Below are 18679 nucleotides of genomic sequence, written 5' to 3'. Positions count from 1 at the left end.
GTGAAGGAGATACTCAGCGCTGTCCTGTCCGGACAGGCCGGCCCCGCGGACCTCGCGGCCCTGCCGCTGCCCGAGTCGTACCGTGCGATCACCGTGCACAAGGACGAGACGGAGATGTTCGCGGGCATGGAGACCCGCGACAAGGACCCGCGCAAGTCGATCCACCTCGACGAGGTGCCCGTGCCCGAACTGGGTCCGGGCGAGGCCCTGGTGGCCGTCATGGCCTCCTCGGTCAACTACAACTCGGTGTGGACCTCGATCTTCGAGCCGCTGCCGACGTTCGCCTTCCTGGAGCGCTACGGCAAGCTGTCGCCGCTGGCCAAGCGCCACGACCTGCCGTACCACATCATCGGCTCCGACCTGGCGGGCGTCGTCCTGCGCACCGGCCCCGGTGTCAACGCCTGGCAGCCCGGTGACGAGGTCGTGGCGCACTGCCTGAGCGTCGAGCTGGAGTCGCCCGACGGACACGGCGACACCATGATGGACCCCGAGCAGCGGATCTGGGGCTTCGAGACCAACTTCGGCGGTCTCGCGGAGCTGGCGCTGGTGAAGTCCAACCAGCTGATGCCCAAGCCCCGGCATCTGACCTGGGAGGAGGCCGCGGCCCCGGGGCTGGTGAACTCCACCGCGTACCGCCAGCTGGTGTCCCGCAACGGCGCCGGCATGAAGCAGGGCGACAACGTCCTGATCTGGGGCGCGAGCGGCGGACTCGGCTCCTACGCCACCCAGTTGGCGCTGGCCGGCGGCGCGTTCCCGGTGTGTGTGGTCTCCAGCGAGCAGAAGGCCGCCGTCTGCCGGGCCATGGGCGCCGAGGCGATCATCGACCGCAGCGCCGAGGGCTACCGGTTCTGGAGGGACGAGCACACCCAGGACCCGAGGGAGTGGATGCGCTTCGGCAAGCGCATCCGGGAACTCACCGGCGGCGAGGACGTCGACATCGTCTTCGAGCACCCGGGCCGGGAGACCTTCGGCGCCTCGGTGTTCGTCACCCGCAAGGGCGGCACGATCGTCACCTGCGCCTCCACCTCGGGCTACCGCCACGAGTACGACAACCGCTACCTGTGGATGTCACTGAAGAAGATCGTCGGCTCCCACTTCGCCAACTACCGCGAGGCCTGGGAGGCCAACCGCCTGGTCGCCAAGGGCAGGATCCACCCCACCCTGTCGAAGGTCTACCCCCTGGAGGAGACCGGACAGGCCGCCCACGACGTGCACGGCAACCTGCACCAGGGCAAGGTCGGCGTGCTGTGCCTCGCCCCGCGGGAGGGCCTGGGCGTGCGGGACGAGGAGACACGCGCGAAGCACATCGACGCCATCAACCGTTTCCGGCCGCCCACGGCGGCAGCCCCTTCGAAAGGAACGACGTCATGAGCAACCCGTTCGACAACGAGGACGGCCGCTTCTTCGTGGTCGTCAACGACGCCGGTCAGCACTCCCTGTGGCCGGCCTTCGCCGAGATCCCGGCCGGCTGGTCGGTCGTCCACGGCGAGGCCGACAAGGCGTCCTGCCTGGAGTACGTCACCACCCACTGGACCGACATGCGGCCCCGTCAGCTGGCCGAGGCCATGGCGGCGCAGAGCTGACCGGCCGAGCGCGGCGGCGCGGGCGGCACCGGTGACCCGGTGCCGCCCCGGCGGCGTGCCTCGGGCGAGGACCTCGGCGGACTCGATGCGGTCCCGCGTCAGGCGGTGGCGGCGGCGTCGAGGGCGGCGAGTGCTTCGGTGGCCTCGGTCTGGAGCGGGCTTCGCAGTGCGGCGAGGGCGTCGCGGGCGGTGCGCAGTGTCGTGCGGGCTTGCGGGTGTCCCAGGGCGGCGAGTGTCTGACCCAGGTGCAGGCGGGCCCGTTCGGCCCACGCCGACACCTGGGCGGCCTCCAGGGCGCTGAGGGCCTGCCGCAGCGGCGTCTCGGCCTCGTGCCAGCGTCCCAGGGCCGCGAGGTCGTTGCCGATGTGCAGGCGCGTGACGGCGAGGTACAGCGCGATCACCCTGTCCGTCCGGCCGGGGATGCCCGCGCGGCAGATCCGTTCGCTGCGGTGGTGCAGGTCCAGTGCCTCGGCCGCCCGGCCGGTCTCGCGCAGCAGGGTACCCAGGGTGTTGAGGAGTGTCAGCTCGGCCAGCCGGCCCTGCGGCGACTTCTCGGTGGTGATACGGAGGGCGCCCTCGCGCAGCCGCTCCTCGGCCTCCTGCATGCGGCCCTGCCGCTGGAGCGCGCCCGCGCCGTAACCGAGTGCCCAGCCCTCCTGGAGTGTGTCCCGGCACTCGCGGGCCGCCGCGAGCGCGGCGTCGGCACTCGTCAGGGCGGCGGGGGCATCGTGGGTACAGAAGTTGTGGGCCCAGGAGAGGTAGTTGAGGTGGACCGCCTCCTCCCGTCTGCTGCCCAGAAGGCGGGCGGAGGCGGCGGAGAGCCGGAACACCTCCACCCACTGCTCCCAGTGGTGGTTGAGGTCGGAGAACCAGTGCATCGCCTTCGCCGTGTCCAGGACCTGGCGATGACGGCCGGTGTCATGGGCCCGGCGCAGTGAGGCGAGCCACTGGGCCCGCTCGGCCTCCAGCCAGGCCCGCGCCTCGTCGCGGACGGCGGGCGCCGTCTCCGGGTCCGGGTCGTCGTGCGGCACGGTCTGTTCGTGGTCGGTGTCGAAGTGCAGCGCGGCGGCCGTGGCCCGGCGCAGCATCCAGGACGCGGCCCGGTCGAGCGCGGCGTCGCGCACCTCGGGACCGTCCTCGGTGTCCACCTGCTCGGCCGCGTACAGCCTGAGCAGGTCGTGGAAGCGGTAGCGCTCGGTGGCGCCGTCGCTCTGGAGCAGACCGGCGTCGGTGAGTTCCTCCGCGCAGCCCACCGCCTCGTCGTGGGACAGGCCGGACAGGAGCGCGGCGGTCTCGGGGCTGAAATCCGTTCCGGCGGCCAGCGCGGCACGCCGGAGCAACGTCTGTGATTCCGCCGGCAGTTGCCGGTAGGAGAGCGCGAAGGCCGCACGCACCCGCAGACTTCCGGCCTGCAGGCCGTCCAGCCGCCGGCCCTCGGCAGCGAGACGGGCGACGAGCTTGCCGAGGCGTTCGTGGGGCCGGCTGAGGAGCCGCTGGCCGGCGATCCGGACGGCCAGGGGCAGGTGCCCGCACAGGTCGGCGAGATCGCGCGCGGCCTGTGCCTCCGCCCGTACCCGGTCCGGCCCGATGATGCGGGTCAGCAGTTCGACCGCCTCCTCGCGCCGCAGCAGGGCGAGATCGGTGCGGTGGACGGACTCCAGGCCGGCCAGGGAATGGCGGCTGGTCACGAGGGTCAGGGACGGACCGCTGCCGGGCAGCAGGGGGGTCACCTGCGATTCGTCGGCGGCGTTGTCGAGGAGCAGCAGCAGGCGTCGCTCACCGGCCAGGGACCGCCACAGACCGGCACGGTCGTCGGCACCGGCCGGTATCGCCGCGTCGGCGACCCCCAGCGCACCGAGCAGCCGGGCCAGCGCGTCCCGCGGGGTCGTCGGCTCGGGATCCATGCCGTGCAGGTCCAGGGCGAACTGCCCGTCCGGGAAGTGCGGGGCGAGGTGGTGCGCGGCGTGCACCGCGAACGAGGTCTTGCCGAGCCCCGGCTGCCCGGTGACCACGGTGACCACCGGCGCCCCCGCATCGGTGTCCTGCGCCAGTTCCAGCAGCCGGGCCAGCGCCGGGCCGCGGGCGGTGAAGTCCTGGATGTCGCGCGGCAGCGCCAGGGGCCCGCCCCCGGCCGGTCCGGGCGCCGTCCGGAGGCGCGGGCGGCCCAGGGCGGCGGACTTCTCCAGGCCGGCCGCTTCGTCGCTGTCCAGTCCCAGCGCCTCGGCCAGCGCCTGCACCGTACGGCGCTGCGGTCCCCGGGTGCGTCCGCGTTCCATGTCGGCCAGCGCCCTGACGCTCACCCCGGCCACATGCGACAGCGCTTCCCGGCTCAGCCCGCAACGGACCCGCAGGTGCCGCAACCGCTGTCCGAAGTCCCCCGGGGAAGGCGTGCCGTCGTGCACCGTCGATGACCTCGTTTCGTCCGGCTCGTCCGGTTGGGAAGTCCCTGGCAGAAGTATGACCGACGGTACTTCTGCCGGTGGAATCGCCTGGGCGGCGGAAACCGGAAATGGTCGACTGGAGTCAGACGCGGAACGCGCCTGCCGGTACCGCCGGAGGGCGCACGCCACGCGTGAGGTGGTGTGCGCCGTCGTCCGGCTACCGGAACGGCAGGGCAGTCGACCACCTGATCGACCTGATCCGCATATGACACATCGGCCATGGCACCGTGCCGTGGCCCAGAACCACTCACGGGGGATCCTCCATGAACACTGCACGTCACCGCTCCACGCTGCTCGCCGCCGCGGGCACGGTCGTGGCACTGTCGCTCACCGCCTGCCAGAGCGACGGGGACGGCACGTCGTCCGCGCCGACCACCTCGGCCACGGTGGCGTCGTCCCCGGCGGCCGCCGCGCCGACGGCCGGCAAGGCCACCGGCACGTCCGGCTCGACGGGCTCGACCGGCTCGGGGGGTTCGGCGGTGTCGAAGGGCTCGGCCGGCTCCGACGGCGCCTCCGCGGGCTCGACCGGTGCGACCGGCGAGCGGGTGAGCGCTTCCACCGCGGTCTGCACCGCGAAGGACGTCCGTGTCACCGCCGCCACGCAGGACGGGCCGCCCTACACCCACATCGTCCTCACCGCGAGGAACACCAGCGGGCACTCCTGCCGGCTGACGGGCTTCCCGCACATCCAGTTCCTGGAGAGCCACAAGAAGGATGTCCCGGCCGTGGCCAAGAGCAAGCCGGCCACGCCGGTCGTCCTCACCGCGCAAGCCCCGGCCTACGCTCTGGTGAAGCTGTCGGACGGCGGGCTCGACGAGGACAACGAACCCGTGTCGGCGTTCTCCGTCATGCTGGACGGCGACTCCACGGTCATGGCCGTCACCGCGCCGGGCAGCGACGGCATCGCCGTCGACCCGGCGAAGGCCCTCACCGGCTACTGGACGCCTGAACTGCGCAACGGCGCGGACGACTTCTGATCCCAGCCGAGGAGGACGGCCTCCCCGGACGGTCGCGCGGACAGGGCCGCAGAGGGGGTGTCGGCGGTGCCGGAGCGAATGCCGCGCAGTCGTCCGTGCCGGCGCGGTCGGGGCGTCAGGGCTCCGGCTTGTCCGCCTCCCGGATCTCGTGGAGGTGGATGAGGACGTCGAAGGACTTGCCGATCGCCAGGTCCCGTGGCTTCTCGGGGAACTGGGTGCCGATGCCGAGCGTGGGCCGGGCGACGTTCAGCCAGGCCCGCGCGGCAGCCGGGGTCTTGCGGACGTCGAGGTAGAAGTCCCTGTAGGGGACCTGGTCGAGGGTGTACTCGTTCCGGCCCGGCCCGGCAGCGCCCGCGGTGAAGGTCTTCCAGTCACCGCCGAGGGCGGCGTCCTTCGACAGGAACGAGCCCCGGAAGAAGGCGAAGTCGATGGGCAGGTAGTTCTCGCCCATGGTGTCGCGCAGGAACGACCCTTGGGTCCTGGAGTACAGCCCGGGGTTGTCGGAGACGTAACCGACATGGTTGTTGTGCGCCGAGACCAGGACCTTGTCGCCGGTGTGCTCCTGGCACCACGTGACGTTCCGGGCCATCACCTCGTCACGGAACCTCGTCACCGGCGCCGGGCTCGGGAAACCGCTCCGAGAACGCTCCCCGGGGCCCGAACTAGAAGGGGCCGCCCAGGGCATCGCCCACCGCCGCGCCGACGACGGCACCGGCGGCCCGCTCCATCCGCTCCATGGCCGGTAGGACCCCCTCAGTGATGTGATCCATGCCACACTGATGGGTCCGGTTCGTTCCAGGGTATCCGGAAGGGGCGACTCCCGAACGATGGAGGTACGGCGTCCGTTTGCCGACTCTCGCGCATATCCCGTGGACATCTGAGAAAGATCCATCACACAAAGGACATGAGGCTTCACGTCGCCTTCATCGAAAGTCAGGCCAACCGGGTCCCCGGCACCCTGCCGCGGCACACCAAGACCCACCGAACCGGGACGATCACAACGGGCCAATGTAGGGATTGGCCTTGCTGCCGCCCTCGCCCGAGATCCACACTCACTGCTGTACGACGAATGATCGTTCGACTCCTCCTCCAGCTGTGAGCGCTGTTTCCTCCATGCCTCTTCGGCATGTCCGCGTCGCCGTTCCAGCGGCGCGTTCCGGTCTCCCTCTCTCTCGAAGGAGTTCGTCATGTCCCGTAGCCAGAACCAGCAGGACGCCCTGGGGCTTCAGGACCTCGTCCTCGACGCGGACCTGGACCTGGACCTGGATCTCACCGACCTGACGGTGACGTCGCTGCGCGACACCGCGGCGCTGCCCGAGAACGGAGCCTCGTGGGGCTCCTGTTCGTGCCAGGGCTCGTCGTCGTGCGCGCAGCCGCAGGACAACGGACCTGTGGTCCTCTGACCTCGCGCAGGATCCGGACTGACGCCCTTCGAAGCTGAAGGGCGTCAGGTGCCGTCCTGATCCGCCCCCGGTCCCGTGCCACGCGAGGCCGGCGCATGGGGTGGTCATCGTGCGGCCGGCCGGGCAGGCCGGTCCTGCCCGGCCGGCCGCACGAGCCCGCGCCCGCTCCGGCCCTGCCGTCCCGGCGCGGTTCGCCGAGGTGCTCGCCCGGTCCGCGTTCCCGCCTGCTCCACCGGTCCCACCCGCCCACCGACTCGTATGCCGGGAGCCCCTGTCATGTCGTACCCCGTCCCGCCGGCGGCCCCGGTGCGCGTGCCGCCGCCCGACCGGGCCGGCCCGTCCGGACCGGCTGCGACAGACACCCCGGCGGCCGCGTACGACCTGGTGGACCGCCGCGCCCCGGCGGACCCGTACGACGAAGCGGGCCGCTCCGATCCGGCGGACCCGTACGCACGGATGGCGCCCTACGCCCTCGTCCGGACGACCGCGCTGGCGTACCCCGCCGAGAGCGCCCCTTCCGCCGCCGTGCGGACCCTGCTCGCCCGGCTCACCGTTCTGGCGGCCCGGGACACCGCCGTGCGGGCCGCCCTGTGCGAGGACCTCTTCGCCGCGCGCGGCGCGCACGACGAGGATTTCCACCGCCGGGTGGTCCTCCCGCTCCGCCGTGCCCTGCACAACGGCCGCGAGCCGCGCCCCGCCCTCCTCGGCCGACTCGGCACCCTCCCCGAGCGGGTGCCGCGGCTCGCCGAGTGGCTCGCCCTGCGTGAGCTGCGTGCCGGGCTGTCCGACGAACTGGCCTCGGCCGTCCCGCGCGCCCTGGCCGCCGAGCGCGAGGCGCTCGCCGGCCTCTGCCGTTCCTCCGACTTCGCCCGGGCCATCGCGCTGACCAGTGCCGACCTGCTGCGGGCGGTCAACAGGGCCGGTGAGGGCGCGCACGGTCGGCGGGTACGCAAGGAGGAGGCCTCGGTCCTCCGGCACGCCCTGCGGGCCAGCACGAAGACCAGTCCGCTGTCGTGGTTGACGGCCGTCGGGTGGGCGGCCGGACCCTTCGCCGACACGGCCAGCGATGCCGACGCCGATGCCGAAACGGCCGCCGATGCCGACAGGGCCGCCGATGCCGATGCCGAAACGGCCGACGCCGATGCCGCCGCCTCCGGGCCCGAGCCCTCCGCTGCACCGATTTCCGTCGTCAAGGAGAACCGCACGCTCGTCACCGCGCTCACCGCGGCCCTGCTCGACGAGCCGCGCCGCCGCCGCGCCCTTCCCCACCGGCTGACCAGCACAGCGCGGGTGGCCGACGGGCGGGCGCGCTTCGCCCGCGCGGAGGCGCTGTTCGCCGGTGGCCGGTACCTCGTCAGCAGGGAGGACTCGGTGGAGGTGGCCGCCCGCCCCGCGCTGGGCACGCTGGCCGCCGCCCTCGCCGACGGCCCGCTCACCCTCGGCACGCTGACCGCCCGGCTCGCGGCCGGCCTGGGGCGCACGGCCGACGACTGTGCCGTCACGCACTTCGTGGACCGGCTCGCCGACTCGGGACTGCTCGTGCCCGCCGAGCCCGTCGACCCCCAGCACCCCGCTCCCCTCCTGGCACTCGCCGACTGGCTGGGCCAATGGCCCGCGGACGCCTCCCTGGCCGACCGGATCACCCGGCTCGCCCACGACACGGCCCGGTTCTCGGCCACCCCCGCCACAGAACGCCCCGCCCTGCTCACCTCCCTGACCGTGCGCTGGCACGAGCTGCTCGCCGACGCCGGCCGGCCCGTCGCGCCCGACGCGGCCCCGCTGACGGTCCTCACCGAGGATGTCGTCACCCCCGTTCCACTGTCCCCCCGCCGCCCGCCGATCGCGCCGCACACGGAAGCGGACACCACGGCACCGCCGTACGAGGACCGTGCTGCCGGGTACGATCCGTTCACCTCGGCCGATCAGACGGCGCTCACCGAACTCACCTCCCTGGCCGAGCTGTTCGACCTCGGACATGTGATGAGCCGGGTCGCCCGCGACCGCTTCGTCGCCCGCTACGGGGAAGGCGGCGTCTGCCGCGACCCGTGGGACTTCGGCGCCGACACCGCCGCCGCCTGGGAGGAATCCGGCCGCCACGCGGCCCGGCCGTCCGACGACCCCGCACTGCCCGCCGGGCTGGCCGAACTCACGCGGCTGCGTGAGGAGTTCACGGGACTGGCGCGGAAGGCGGCGGGACCCGCCGGGGAGACGGCCGCCGAGGTGGTCCTGCCGGCCGGTCCCGTCCGCGCTCTCGCCGCCCGCCTGCCCGACTGGACGGCCGCCCGACCGCTCAGCTACTCCCTCTTCGTCCAACGGGCCCATGAAGAAGACCTGTTGTGCGTCAACCACGTCTACGGCGGCTGGGGCCGGTTCACCAGCCGCTTCCTCGACGCCCTGCCGGCGGGCGCGGCGGCCGCGGTCGGCGAGCGCCTGCGGCGGGGCCTCGGGGGCGCCCGGGCGGCCCAGATCCGGCCGGTGGGCGGGTTCAACGCCAACCTCCACCCGCTGCTGCTCGCCGAGGAGATCGGACCCGACCACGGACGCACGTCCCTCGCCGAGGCCGACGTGGATCTCGTCCACGACGCGGCCACCGACCGGCTGCGCTTCCGGGTACGGGCGACCGGTGACCTGCTGGACGTTCTCTATCTGGGGTTCCTCGCCCCGGTCATGCTGCCGCAGCGGCTCGCGCCGTACCTCTGCGACCATCCGGCGGGGGCGGTGGACTTCCGCCCCCTGCTGCCCCGGCACGTCATGGACGCGCCGGGCGGACCGGTGGTCCGTACACCACGGCTGCGCCACCGGCATCTGGTGCTGGCCCGGTGTCGCTGGCACCTCGGCCCGGCCGCGCTCGACGCGCTGCGCGCGGACCTCGCAGCGGAGCAACGGGAGGTGCCGGTGGCCGCGGTGACCCGCTGGCGGGCCCTGCTGGACCTGCCGGAGCAGCTGTTCGTGCACCCGGTCCCGCAGCCCCCGGCCGGACGCGCCGTCGACGACTTCGTCGCGCGGCTGCGGGCGCCCAAACCGCAGGCGCTCGACCTGGGCAACGCCCTGCACCTGCGCTGCCTGGGCAACTGGCTGGCACGTCATCCCCGGGGCGTCGTCCTGGAGGAGGCCCTGCCCGTCTTCGGCGGCCGGGACCGTCCCGCCCGTGCCGTCGAGTCCGTCGTGGAGACGTACCGCCCGGCACGCCGCCGTACGGCCGCCTTTGCCGCACCCGCGGACCCGGCCCCGTCCGCGCCCCGTCGAGGAGGCACCCGATGAGCACCTCGGCCGGTCCCGCACGCGCCACCGCACCCGAGGACCCGGCCGTGCCCGGCTCCGCCGTGGCCCTCGACGTGGTGCTGTACGACTACCGCGAGGACAAGGCCCCTCTGCTGCGCGAGGTGGTACTGCCGCTGGCCCGCCGGGCCGCCGCCGAGGGGCTGGCCGCGCACGTCGAACGGCACTGGCTGTACGGCCCGCACGTGCGGCTCCGGCTGCGCGGCACGTCCGGCGCGGTGGCCGAGGCCGCCGAGCGCGCCGCGGCCACCCTGCGCGGCTGGGCCGCCGGCCATCCCTCGGCCGCCCGCGTCGACGAGGAGGAACTGCTCGCCCGGGCCGCGGTCGCCGGCCGCGCTGAGCTGATCGCCCCGCCGTACGGCCCGCTCGTCCCGGACGGCACGGTCCGCGTCGAGCCGGTCGACCAGTCGTCCCTGCGCGCCCTGATCGGGTCCGACGGGGCCCGGCTCCGTGACGACCTGCTGGCGCTGGGCCTGCCGGCGCTGGAGACCGGGTGCGCGTTCCTGACCGGGCACGGTGCCGCGCCCGCCGCCCGGGTACAGCTCGCGGTCGCGGCGCTGGCCGCGCACGCCGCGGCACACCCGCAGGGTCTGGTCGGCGGTCACTACTCGTTCGTCTCGCACCTGGAGGACTTCCTGGTGTACGAGGACGAAGGAGGGCGCCTGCGGGCGGCCTTCGAACGCCGGTGGCAGGCCACCGAACCGGCCGTCACCGCCCTGGTCGGACGGATCACGGGCGGCGGGGCGGCGGGCTGGGAACGCGCCTGGGCCGACTGGTCCGCCGAGGCGTGGCGCATCGCGGAGGAGCGGTTCGCCTCGGGCGCGGACTTCACCGGAGACCCCCTGGAGTACCGGGACCGGGCGGCAGCGCTCGGCGACCGGACGGTGGCCGAGCGCTGGGATCAGGACGTACGCACCCGCTACAGCGAGTTCCACCGCCGGCTGCGCCGCTCGGACCCCGAGGGCAGGATGTGGAGCCGGCCCGACTACCTGATCTACCGGGCCTGTACGAACGCGCTCTACCGGCTGTTCGCGATCTGCGACGTACGGCCCGTGGAGCGGTACTTAGCCGCGCACCTTCTCGTGCGCACGGTGCCGAAGCTCACCGGGCACACCTGGCAGGCGCGCGTCGACGAGGTGATCGCGGCGGTGGAGGGCTCCTCATGACCACCGCTTCCGCCGCATCGGGTGCGCCGGAGAACCCCGTTGCGGGCATGGGGGCCACTCAGTCGGCCCCCGATGCCCCCCTGGCGCCCGAGCCGAGGCCGGTACGGCGGCTCCGGCTGCGGCCCGGCGTGGCCGTCACCCCGCTGCTCGCGGGGCTGCATCTGCGCGGTCGCGGCGTCACGGTCACGCTGGAGGGCAGCCGCGCGCTGCCGGCCCTGTGGCGCCTGCTCTCGGACCGGCTCAGCGCGGACCCGCCCGCTGGGCATCCCTTCGCCGCGGACCCGCTCGCTGTCATGGAGCGCGCGGTGCCCGGTGACGGCCGGGCGCGGGCCGATGCCGGGGCGCGGGCAGACACCGGCAGCGGCGCCCGGGCGGACACCGGAGCCGGGGCCGGGAGCCCGGTCCGGGCCGACGGCGGAGCGGGAGCCGGCACCCGGACCGAGGGCGCCGCGAGCGACCAGGCCGGCCACCGGGTGGAGGCCGCGCTGACCACCCTCACGGCCCGGCTGCGCGAGCACGACCTCCTGGTCGAGCACCCGGACGGTGCCGAACTCCCGCCCTGGCCCGGCTCGTCGGCCGCCCACCCGGCACAGGCCGTCGAGGCGATCCGGGCCGCGCGACCGGTCGTCGCCGCAGCGGATCCCCGGGGTCCGCTAGCCGTGAGCCTCGTCGGGGCGCTCCGCCGCTCGGGGGCGGCCCCCCGGGTCACCACCGATGTCCGGCTGCCCCCGGACCAGGCCGTGATCACGGCTGACGTGCCGTCCGGAGCCGTGGCACTGGCCGTGTCCTGCACCGCCGACGGCGGCTTCGTCACCGAGCCCGGACCCCCGCGCCTCGTCCGCTCCGACGCCGCCACCCTCGCCGGCCGCCTCGCCACAGACGACAGCACCACCACCGGCGCGGCACCGGGGACGCCGAGCGGCCCCGCCGCCACGCGGTCACGGCCGGCCGCGCCCGGCCCGAACCCGTCCGGGACTGCCGTCGGTCCCGGGGCGCCGCAGCGGACGGCTGCCACCGGCGGACCGTCCCGCACGCATGCCGCACTGCTCGCCGGTGCCGCGGCCGGGCGGCTGCTCGCGGCCGTCGCCGGCCTTCCCGATCCCGCCGAACCCGAGAACGCCTCCCGCACGACGGGGGCCCGGCACCCGGCGGTGCTGATCGCCCGGGCCGACCCGCCCACAGCGACGTACCACCCGTGGGCCGCGGCCCCGCGTGCCGGCCGCCGCCGGCCCGACGCCCCGCCCGCACAGGACCTCGGGGAGGCCCTGCGCCGGGTCACGGACCTGGGCGACCCGCGCCTGGGAGTGCTCGACGCGCCGCTGCCCGCGGACCTGCCGCAGCTCCCCGCCTCGCTCGTGTCCTGCCGGACCCCGGCGGGACTCTTGGTCGCCGGGGCGGTACGGACCGACCTCGCCCGGCTGGAAGCGGCCTGCCGGGCCGCCGAACTCGCCCTGGACGACGGCTCGTCGGTCCCGGCGGTCGGGGCGGGCCCCGGCCACGCCCTCGGCCGGGCCCTGCGCCGCGCCGTCCTCGGCGGCATCGAGGGGGAAACCGCCTTGCCCGCGAAGCGGGACCCCGCCGCAGCGGACGCCCGCGGGGGCGCCGCCGGGAACGCTTGCGTGGGTGCTGCCGCGGACGGCTGCGCGGACGGCTGCGCGGACGGCTGCGCCGGCGCCGCCGGGGACGACGCCTGGCGCACGCACCCGCAGGCCCGCCACTGGTGGACCGTGTTGACCGAACGCATGGGCCGGCCCGCCGAACTGTCGGTCCGGCGGCTCGGGCCCGGAGGGGCCCACCTGGCCGTCGTCCGAGTCCGCCCGGCCTCCAGCGGAACCGGTGCCGGCCCCGGCACGGTGAGCCGGGCCGTCGAGGCCACGGCGGCCGACGCCGTGGCCCTCGCCGCCCTGGACGCGGTCACCCGCGTGATGGCGGCGGAGCACGTGCCGGGCCCGGTACGGCACACCGCGCTCAGCGGTGCCGTGGCCCCGCTGGCCGCGTCCGGTGCCGAGCCGGCCGACTGGGCCGACGAGGGATGGACCGACACCTGGCTGGCCGGGATCGCCGCCCGGGAACCAGCCCTGCGCGCCGCTCTGTACCGCCTGACCGGCCTGCGCCCCGCCCCTTGGCGGGGCACCGGCCGGCCCGCTCTCGCCGAGGCCCTGCGCGCCTCCGGATTCACGATCCTGACCGGAGGTCCACGATGAACACCGCGGACGCGTACACCCTGCCCGTCCGGGTCCTCGATCCGGAGGCGGCACTCGCGACCGTCCGGGGAACTGCCGTCGTACGGCTGACCGCGTGGGACCTCGCACTGGCCGAGCGGCTCAGCCGGCACGCCCTGGCCCACCCGGTGCGCCTTGTGCCGGTGCGCGAGGACGGGGCGCTGACCGTGATCGGACCGGTACTCCATCCCCGGGCGCGGGCCTGCGCCGGCTGCGCGGAGTACCAGCGGCTGGCCACTGCGGGCGGCCGGGTGCCGTGGCACAGCCCACGGCTGGCGCTCGGCGGCACCGGCACCCCGCCGCTGGCCGAAGCGGCGCTGCGGCTCGCGGCGGACCTGCTGACGGCCGTCCCGCCGGGACCGCAGCAGTCCGCCGCCGACCGGCACGGCCGGGACACGACCGGCCCGCCGGGACCGGACCCCGGCGCCTCCGGCCCGGTCGCCATCGAGGATTGGGCCGTCGTTCACGTCCTCCACGGCGACCGGTACACCTGGTCCAGCCACCGTGTCCGGCCGGTCGGCGGCTGTCCCGTGTGCCGGCCGCTGCCGGACGACTCCCCGGCCGCCGCCCGCTTGCCCGCCGGCCCCCGGCCGTTGCCCGATCCGTCGGTGCTGCGCGGCGCCAACACCCGGACGACACCCGCCCGGCTGCGGGACGCGTTGCACGACGAGCGGTTCGGCCCGGTGCGCCGGCTCTTTCGGACCGAGGATTCCGCGTTCGCGCTGACCACCGCCTGGGTGACGGACGGCCGCTCGCTCGACGACGGCGGTTACGGTCGGGCGGGCGACTTCGAGTCCAGTGAACGGGTCGCCTTGTTCGAGAGCGTGGAGCGGTTCGCCGGAATGCGGCCCACCGGCCGCCGCACGGTGCTGCGCGCCTCGTACGCCGACCTTGTCGCGGCGGGCGAGCACGCCGTACTCGACCCCGTCCGGCTCGGCCTGCCGGACCCCGAGTTCGACGGCCACCCCGCCCGGCGGACCGTGCCGTACTCCCCGGATCTGGCGCTCGACTGGGTGTACGGCTGGTCGCTCACCGAGCACCGCGCGGTGGCGGTGCCCGAGCACGTGGCGTACTGGGACGTACCGGGCCCGGACCGGCCGCGGGTGGTGTACGAGTCCTCGAACGGCTGCGGACTGGGCAACAGCCCCCAGGAGGCCGCGCTGTACGGGCTGTTCGAGGTCGCCGAACGCGACGCCTTCCTGATGGCCTGGTACGCGCGCACCCCGCTGCCCCGGGTCGCCGTACCCGCGGACGACCCCGAGGTCACCCATCTGGCCGACCGTGCCGTGCTGCTGCGCTACCGCCTGACCCTGCTGGACGCCACCAACGACCTGGGCATACCCGCGGTGATCTCGCTCTGCCGTTACGAGGGCTCGCATCCCGGCGCGCCCCGCGCGTTCCTGGCCGCCGGCGCCCACCACGATCCCCGGGTGGCGATCCGCTCGGCGGTGGCCGAGGTGGTCACCAACGTCCAGGAGGCCGCGCGCCGTTCGGCCCCGGGAGGACCCCGGGACCCGGAGCGGCTGCGACCGATGCTGGACCGCCCCGAGCTGGTGCTGGACCTCGACGACCACGTCGGCCTCAACACGCTGCCCGAAGCGCAGCCCCGGCTGGACTTCCTGTTCACCGACACCCCTCAGGCGCCCTGGCGGGAAAGGTGGCCGGGGGCGCCCGAGCCGGTGACCGACCTGACCCGGCTGCTGGACCGCACCGTCGAGCGGCTGGCCGCCGAGGGCCTGGAGGTCATCGCGGTCACGCAGGACGAGCCGGGCGTACGCGACAGGCTGGGCCTGCACTGCGCCAAGGTGATCGTCCCCGGCACGCTGCCGATGACCTTCGGGCACGTCAACCGCCGCACCACGGGACTGGGCCGGCTGCTGGAAGTACCCCACCGGCTGGGCCGTACCGCCCGGCCACCGCGCCACGACGAACTGCCCCTGCACCCCCATCCCTTCCCGTGAGGACGCGATGACCACCGCCCGCCCCCGCCCGGCCGCCTCCGGGACCACGCCCGAGGACCCCGCGCTGCCCTGGCACAGCTTCCACGTCGCTCTGCACACCGGTGGCGCGGAGACGGACGCGTTCGTCACCGACGACCTCGCCCCGCTGATGGACGCTCTGACCGCCGACTCGCGCGCCGCCTGGTTCTTCATCCGCTACGGCGAGGGCGGCCCCCATCTGCGCATCCGTTTCCGGGGGCCCCTGTCCGCGCGTGCGGCGGCCGAACTGCCCGCCAGACTCGCCGAGTCGGCGGCGGCCCGGCCGGCGCAGTTCACCGGCCCCTGGCCGCTGCGGCACGGCGAGGTGCGCGAGGTCCCCTACGTCCCCGAGACCGAGCGCTACGGCGGCCCTACCGCGCTTCCCCTCGCGGAGGAGGTGTTCGCCCACTCCACCCGTGCGGCCGTCGGAGCCCTGCGCGCGACCCCGGACCGTGCCGCCCGGCTCCCGCTCGCCCTCGACCTCGCCCTCGCCACCGCCCAGGCGCTCGGCCTGGACGAACTCCAGGCCGCGGGCTGGCTGCGCCGGCACGCCGCCTCCTGGCGCTGGATCACCGAGGTGGAGCCGCTGCCCGGGGCAGCCGTCCACTCCCGGGTGAACGCCGTGTTCGCCCTCCAGCGGCCGGCACTGGTACGCCGGGCCGGGGCTCTGCGCACCGCCCTCGACACGGACAGCGCCGCGCCATGGCTGGCGGAGTGGGTACGCCGGGTCCGCGCCGCGGACGCCCGGTTGCGGAACGCCGTGTCCGCCGGGCAGGCCGCCCACCGCCTGCCCTGGGTGTGGGCCTCCCAGCTGCACATGCTGTTCAACCGGCTCGGCGTCACCCCCGACGAGGAGCGCGCCGTCTGCCACCTCGCGGCCCGCACCCTGCTGGAGACCGAGGACGACCCGGGGTTCTTCCCCGCCGGGCACCGCGCGGCCGACTACCAGTACCTGGAGCGCAGCAAGTTCCGGATCGGGCGGCCCGAGGACACCGAGCTGCGCGACCTGCCCCCGCCGTCGGCCCCGGCGACCCGGTCGGCGACCGAACTTCCCCTGCCCTCGGCTCCGCTGCCGGACCTGTCCTTCGCCGAGACACTGCGCCGGCGCGGCTCCGTGCGCGGGCCGCTGTACGGGCCGCTGGACGCGGAGATCCTGGGCGGGGTGCTGTGGTCCGCGTACGCCGAGAGCCACACGACGCACCAGCCGCTCTCCGACGGCACCGTACGCACCCTGCGGCACCGCCCGTACCCGAGCGCCGGTGCCCTCTACAGCGTGCGCGTGCGCCTGGTGGCGCTGGACGTCGCGGGGCTGGCCGCGGGCACGTACCACTGCGTACCGGAGCGCCGCGCCCTGCGGCTGATCGGCCCGGCGCCGGCCGTCGCCGACCTCAAGGCGCTGTCCTCGTATCTCTCCCGGCCGGCGGACGACCCGGACGCGGTGGGCATCGACGAGGCCCCGGCGGTGCTCACGGTCCACCTCGACCTCGGACTGCTGCGCCGCCGCTACGGCCTGCGGGCACTGCGGCTGGGGCTGCTGGAGGCCGGCCACCTCACGCAGACACTGCTGCTCACCGCGGCGGCGTTCGGCCTGTCCACCCTCCCGCTGGGCGGCCTCCACGACGACCTGGCCCATGAACTCCTCGGCCTCGACGGCCTGGACGAGCCGGTGCAGTACCTCCTTCCCTTGGGCCGCCCCGTCCCGCCCGCCCTGCCGACCGCGTCGACCGGGAGCGTCGTCCGAGGACCAGGGTCCTGAGGGGGACGCCGGTCCGGGGCGCGAGTGGCTCATCGGCCCTTCCCGGTGACCATGCTGATCAGGCCGTGGGCTGTGCCGTCGGCAGAGTTGATCCCGGAGATCTCCTCCGTGTCGGCGCAGCGGCGGACCATGGCCTGCTCGTACTCGATGAGCGCCGTCTGGCTGTCGTCGAGGTGCGCGGCGAGAGCCTCACCGGCGCGACGTCGCTGTCGGTGATCAGCGCGGCGAGCTGGCGTCCAGCCGTCGAATTCCTGCGCGATCCGCGCGTTGGGGCCCGTTGCAGCGCATGATGTGGAGCTGGTCCACCGGCTCGGGCCTGCGCCATCGTGGCCTTCGCTGGCATTGGTGGTGGCTGTCGCGGCGCCGGCCTGAGAAGCTGTCCGATGCCGGTGCCGGGCTATTCGGTGAGGGACATTCGAGGTGCATGGCGACGATCAGTCAGTGAACCTTCCGACCGCGCTGCCGCCGGAGCGGGTTGCTGAGATCAACGAGGTCATCGACCGGATCACACGCTGGGCGAGGGACCGCGAAGACATCGTCGGCCTGCTCCTGGTGGGATCGTGCGCCCGCAACACCGCGCGACCGGACTCCGACATCGACGTCGTCCTGCTCACCACGGAGGAATCCCGGTACCTTCGTGAGGATGCCTGGGCCGTGGAACTCGGCCTGGGCGAACCGATCCGCACCCAGCCGTGGGGACCGCTCACGGAACGACGCTGTTCCACGGCCTCCGGCCTGGAAGTCGAGCTGGGCATCGGCTCCCCGACCTGGGCAGGAACAGATCCAGTCGATCATGGGACGCATCGTGTCGTCACCGACGGTGCCCGCGTGTTGCACGACCCGGCAGGCATCCTTGCCGGCCTTCTCGCCGCCTGCTGATCGACCGGCGGATTGTCGGTGGAGCCCTTGGGCCGCTTACCGAGCCGGTGGCCGGGGCCGTCCATGACGACCTGGTGGCTGGCGTTGATCAGCCGCTCCGGCAGGGCGCGGTGTCAGCGCCCGCCGGCGGGACGCCAGTGGGACCCCGGGAGGGGCGTCCTCAGATGGGCTTGCGCCACACGGAGATGTGCTTCGGGGAGTCCTGGGTGAACGGCGCTCCGTCCCAGTCCGCGACGCGCCGTTCCAGCTCGAGGCCCGCGATCCGTGCCATCAGGTCAAGCTCCGCCGGCCATGCGTACCGGTGCCGGGAGCTGCCCCGCCGGTAGCGGCCGTCTTCGCCGTCGCGGGTGAGATGGTGCGAGACGAGAATCTGCTCGACGAGGTCGAAGGTGTCGAAGCCGAGGTGCCGTTCGGAGACGTCGAACGGGACCGCGACCTGCCCGGGCGGGAGGAGCCGCAGTGGCGGCACGCCCAGCTCGACGACGTATCGGCCGCCGGGCGCCAGGTGGCGTGCGGCGTTGCGGAAGCACTCGACCTGCTCGTCCTGAGTGAGCAGGTTCGTGATCGTGTTGTAGACGAGATAGACCAGGGTGAACTCGCCGGGGACGATGGTTGTGGCCATGTCTCCCAGGGCGACCGGGAGCATGTCCTCGTCCATCTTGCGCCGCAAGACCGCCACCATGTGCTCGGACAGTTCGATGCCCACAACGGGTACGCCGCGTTCCCGGAGCGGGACGCCTACTCGTCCGGTTCCGATGGCGAACTCCAGCGCCCGGCCGGTTCCGGCGAGGCTGGTGAGGAAGGTGAGCGTCGGTCCGAGAACAGCGGCCGAGGACATGCCGGTCTCCTCGGTGTCGTAGCGGTCGGCCATAGCACGGGTCCATAGTTCACTGCTCGTCACGGGCGGCCACTCTGCCGGGCGCTGCGGGGACTGTCCACGGATTTACGACCGGAGCAATCGTCAAGACCTGTGGATGAGCTGAAGGCAGATCGG

General features: G+C 74.3%; 13 protein-coding genes and 1 pseudogene. 10 read left to right on the top strand and 4 right to left on the bottom strand.

Translation table 11 applies throughout. The features are described from left to right. Together ccrA and IEZ20_RS33015 are read left to right on the top strand one after the other, a co-directional pair. Complete coding sequence (ccrA, locus tag IEZ20_RS33020; protein ID WP_189305495.1) at positions 1–1371, top strand: crotonyl-CoA carboxylase/reductase; 1371 nt, start codon at positions 1–3, stop codon at positions 1369–1371. After that, complete coding sequence (locus tag IEZ20_RS33015) at positions 1368–1583, top strand: MbtH family protein (RefSeq protein ID WP_189305493.1); 216 nt, start codon at positions 1368–1370, stop codon at positions 1581–1583. The genes ccrA and IEZ20_RS33015 overlap by 4 nt, the downstream gene beginning before the upstream one ends. A 98-nt stretch (positions 1584–1681) precedes the next feature. Here IEZ20_RS33015 and IEZ20_RS33010 read toward each other — a convergent pair whose 3' ends face one another. After that, positions 1682–3985 carry an ATP-binding protein gene (locus tag IEZ20_RS33010; protein WP_189305491.1) on the bottom strand — a complete coding sequence of 768 codons (2304 nt, stop codon included), beginning with the start codon at positions 3983–3985 and terminating at the stop codon, positions 1682–1684. 302 nt (positions 3986–4287) lie between these two features. Here IEZ20_RS33010 and IEZ20_RS33005 point away from each other — a divergent pair, with 302 nt between their 5' ends. Further along, positions 4288–5001, top strand: coding sequence for a DUF4232 domain-containing protein (locus IEZ20_RS33005; RefSeq protein ID WP_189305490.1), 714 nt, complete (start codon positions 4288–4290; stop codon positions 4999–5001). 115 nt (positions 5002–5116) lie between these two features. Here IEZ20_RS33005 and IEZ20_RS40125 read toward each other — a convergent pair whose 3' ends face one another. Together IEZ20_RS40125 and IEZ20_RS40120 are read right to left on the bottom strand one after the other, a co-directional pair. Next, the gene (locus tag IEZ20_RS40125; protein ID WP_229896401.1) at positions 5117–5590 is read right to left on the bottom strand and encodes an erythromycin esterase family protein; all 474 of its coding nucleotides are present in this window, start codon (positions 5588–5590) and stop codon (positions 5117–5119) included. A gap of 13 nt (positions 5591–5603) precedes the next feature. Further along, positions 5604–5738: pseudogene (locus IEZ20_RS40120) on the bottom strand (ADP-ribosylglycohydrolase family protein); the annotation flags it as partial. A gap of 450 nt (positions 5739–6188) precedes the next feature. On the opposite strand from IEZ20_RS40120, the gene IEZ20_RS32995 reads away from it, so the two are divergent. The 7 genes from IEZ20_RS32995 to IEZ20_RS32965 all read left to right on the top strand — a co-directional run bounded on the left by IEZ20_RS32995 (position 6189) and on the right by IEZ20_RS32965 (position 17685). Then, on the top strand, positions 6189–6404 hold the full coding sequence (locus IEZ20_RS32995; protein ID WP_189305486.1) for a thiazolylpeptide-type bacteriocin: 216 nt from the start codon (positions 6189–6191) through the stop codon (positions 6402–6404). A 276-nt stretch (positions 6405–6680) separates the two neighbouring features. After that, the gene (locus IEZ20_RS32990; RefSeq protein ID WP_189305484.1) at positions 6681–9665 is read left to right on the top strand and encodes a lantibiotic dehydratase; all 2985 of its coding nucleotides are present in this window, start codon (positions 6681–6683) and stop codon (positions 9663–9665) included. Continuing rightward, a complete protein-coding gene (locus tag IEZ20_RS32985; RefSeq protein WP_189305482.1) occupies positions 9662–10849 on the top strand; it encodes a lantibiotic dehydratase C-terminal domain-containing protein in 1188 nt (395 codons plus the stop codon). Before IEZ20_RS32990 ends, IEZ20_RS32985 begins: the two co-directional genes overlap by 4 nt. Then, complete coding sequence (locus IEZ20_RS32980) at positions 10846–13053, top strand: hypothetical protein (protein ID WP_189305480.1); 2208 nt, start codon at positions 10846–10848, stop codon at positions 13051–13053. Before IEZ20_RS32985 ends, IEZ20_RS32980 begins: the two co-directional genes overlap by 4 nt. Then, positions 13050–15032, top strand: a complete 1983-nt coding sequence (locus IEZ20_RS32975; RefSeq protein WP_189305477.1) for a TOMM precursor leader peptide-binding protein — start codon at positions 13050–13052, stop codon at positions 15030–15032. The genes IEZ20_RS32980 and IEZ20_RS32975 overlap by 4 nt, the downstream gene beginning before the upstream one ends. Positions 15033–15039: 7 nt before the next feature. Further along, positions 15040–16806: a thiopeptide-type bacteriocin biosynthesis protein gene (locus IEZ20_RS32970; RefSeq protein WP_189305475.1), complete on the top strand. Its 1767-nt coding sequence runs from the start codon at positions 15040–15042 to the stop codon at positions 16804–16806. A 441-nt stretch (positions 16807–17247) separates the two neighbouring features. Continuing rightward, complete coding sequence (locus tag IEZ20_RS32965; protein WP_229896395.1) at positions 17248–17685, top strand: nucleotidyltransferase domain-containing protein; 438 nt, start codon at positions 17248–17250, stop codon at positions 17683–17685. A 160-nt stretch (positions 17686–17845) separates the two neighbouring features. Here the strand turns inward: IEZ20_RS32965 and IEZ20_RS32960 are convergent, their stop codons facing one another. After that, positions 17846–18586 carry a class I SAM-dependent DNA methyltransferase gene (locus IEZ20_RS32960; RefSeq protein WP_189305473.1) on the bottom strand — a complete coding sequence of 247 codons (741 nt, stop codon included), beginning with the start codon at positions 18584–18586 and terminating at the stop codon, positions 17846–17848. Positions 18587–18679 lie beyond the last annotated feature (93 nt).

Origin of the sequence: Streptomyces cinerochromogenes, assembly GCF_014648635.1 — a bacterium.
GTDB classification, from domain to species: Bacteria; Actinomycetota; Actinomycetes; order Streptomycetales; family Streptomycetaceae; genus Streptomyces; species Streptomyces cinerochromogenes.
The sequence above is the reverse complement of the archived record's forward strand: the minus strand, read 5'-3'. Positions and strand labels throughout refer to the sequence as shown.